Here is a 2947-nt window from a genome sequence, read left to right as displayed (position 1 = left end):
CTAATCACAGCAACGTAGGTTAAGTTGTTAAGGGCGCACGGTGGATGCCTTGGCACTAGGAGCCGATGAAGGACGGTACTAACACCGATATGCTTCGGGGAGCTGTAAGTAAGCTTTGATCCGGAGATTTCCGAATGGGGAAACCCCCTGTCTGTAATGGGGCAGGATCATAACCTGAATCCATAGGGTTATGAGGGTACACCCGGGGAACTGAAACATCTTAGTACCCGGAGGAGAGGAAAGCAAACGCGATTCCCTGAGTAGCGGCGAGCGAAACGGGATTAGCCCAAACCAAGAGGCTTGCCTCTTGGGGTTGTAGGACACTCAACATAGAGTTACAAAGGAACGGGGTAAATGAAGTGGTCTGGAAAGGCCAGCCAGAGAAGGTAACAGCCCTGTAGTTGAAACTTCGTTCCCTCTTGAGTGGATCCTGAGTACGGCGGGACACGTGAAATCCCGTCGGAAGCTGGGAGGACCATCTCCCAAGGCTAAATACTCCCTAGTGACCGATAGTGAACCAGTACCGTGAGGGAAAGGTGAAAAGCACCCCGGGAGGGGAGTGAAAGAGAACCTGAAACCGTGTGCCTACAAGTAGTCAGAGCCCGTTTATGGGTGATGGCGTGCCTTTTGTAGAATGAACCGGCGAGTTACGATTTCATGCAAGGTTAAGCTGAAGAGGCGGAGCCGCAGCGAAAGCGAGTCTGAATAGGGCGTATTGAGTATGAGGTCGTAGACCCGAAACCAGGTGATCTACCCATGTCCAGGGTGAAGGTAAGGTAACACTTACTGGAGGCCCGAACCCACGCACGTTGAAAAGTGCGGGGATGAGGTGTGGGTAGGGGTGAAATGCCAATCGAACTTGGAGATAGCTGGTTCTCTCCGAAATAGCTTTAGGGCTAGCCTCAAGTGTGAGAGTCTTGGAGGTAGAGCACTGTTTGGACTAGGGGCCCTCATCGGGTTACCGAATTCAGATAAACTCCGAATGCCAAAGACTTATCCTTGGGAGTCAGACTGCGAGTGATAAGATCCGTAGTCAAAAGGGAAACAGCCCAGACCACCAGCTAAGGTCCCAAAGTATACGTTAAGTGGAAAAGGATGTGGAGTTGCTTAGACAACCAGGATGTTGGCTTAGAAGCAGCCACCATTTAAAGAGTGCGTAATAGCTCACTGGTCGAGTGACTCTGCGCCGAAAATGTACCGGGGCTAAACGTATCACCGAAGCTGTGGATCCCCTTACGGGGATGGTAGGAGAGCGTTCTAAGGGCGGTGAAGCTAGACCGTAAGGACTGGTGGAGCGCTTAGAAGTGAGAATGCCGGTATGAGTAGCGAAAGAAGGGTGAGAATCCCTTCCACCGAATGCCTAAGGTTTCCTGAGGAAGGCTCGTCCGCTCAGGGTTAGTCGGGACCTAAGCCGAGGCCGAAAGGCGTAGGCGATGGACAACAGGTTGATATTCCTGTACCACCTCATCACCGTTTGAGCGAAGGAGGGACGCAGGAGGATAGGGTAAGCGCACTGCTGGATATGTGCGTCTAAGCAGTTAGGCTGGTAAGCAGGCAAATCCGCTTACCGTGAAGGCTCGAGCTGTGACAGCGAGGGAAATATAGTACCGAAGTTCCTGATTCCACACTGCCAAGAAAAGCTTCTAGCGAGGGGATAGGTGCCCGTACCGCAAACCGACACAGGTAGGCGAGGAGAGAATCCTAAGGTGAGCGAGAGAACTCTCGTTAAGGAACTCGGCAAAATGACCCCGTAACTTCGGGAGAAGGGGTGCTCTGATAGGGTGTCAAAGCCCGAGAGAGCCGCAGTGAATAGGCCCAGGCGACTGTTTAGCAAAAACACAGGTCTCTGCTAAGCCGCAAGGCGATGTATAGGGGCTGACGCCTGCCCGGTGCTGGAAGGTTAAGAGGAGAGGTTAGCTCACGCGAAGCTTTGAATCGAAGCCCCAGTAAACGGCGGCCGTAACTATAACGGTCCTAAGGTAGCGAAATTCCTTGTCGGGTAAGTTCCGACCCGCACGAAAGGCGCAACGATCTGGGCACTGTCTCAACGAGAGACTCGGTGAAATTATAGTACCTGTGAAGATGCAGGTTACCCGCGACAGGACGGAAAGACCCCGTGGAGCTTTACTGTAGCTTGATATTGAATTTTGGTACAGCTTGTACAGGATAGGTAGGAGCCTTGGAAGCCGGAGCGCCAGCTTCGGTGGAGGCGTCGGTGGGATACTACCCTGGCTGTATTGAAATTCTAACCCGCGCCCCTAATCGGGGCGGGAGACAGTGTCAGGTGGGCAGTTTGACTGGGGCGGTCGCCTCCTAAAAGGTAACGGAGGCGCCCAAAGGTTCCCTCAGAATGGTTGGAAATCATTCGCAGAGTGTAAAGGCAGAAGGGAGCTTGACTGCGAGACCTACAAGTCGAGCAGGGACGAAAGTCGGGCTTAGTGATCCGGTGGTTCCGCATGGAAGGGCCATCGCTCAACGGATAAAAGCTACCCCGGGGATAACAGGCTTATCTCCCCCAAGAGTCCACATCGACGGGGAGGTTTGGCACCTCGATGTCGGCTCATCGCATCCTGGGGCTGTAGTCGGTCCCAAGGGTTGGGCTGTTCGCCCATTAAAGCGGTACGCGAGCTGGGTTCAGAACGTCGTGAGACAGTTCGGTCCCTATCCGTCGTGGGCGCAGGAAATTTGAGAGGAGCTGTCCTTAGTACGAGAGGACCGGGATGGACGCACCGCTGGTGTACCAGTTGTCTTGCCAAAGGCATCGCTGGGTAGCTATGTGCGGACGGGATAAGTGCTGAAAGCATCTAAGCATGAAGCCCCCCTCAAGATGAGATTTCCCATTGCTTTAGCAAGTAAGATCCCTTGAAGATGACAAGGTAGATAGGTCTGAGGTGGAAGCACGGTGACGTGTGGAGCTGACAGATACTAATCGATCGAGGACTTAACC

The 2947-nt window shown here is 53.3% G+C and carries 1 rRNA gene; it reads left to right on the top strand.

Annotated elements, in window-relative coordinates:
- Positions 1–17: 17 nt before the first annotated feature.
- Positions 18–2947, top strand: a 23S ribosomal RNA gene (locus CRO56_RS22370); the annotation flags it as partial.

This window comes from Bacillus oleivorans (assembly GCF_900207585.1).
GTDB classification, from domain to species: domain Bacteria; phylum Bacillota; class Bacilli; order Bacillales; family JC228; genus Bacillus_BF; species Bacillus_BF oleivorans.
Note: the sequence above shows the minus strand (reverse complement) of the source record. Positions and strands in the feature narration are given on the sequence as shown.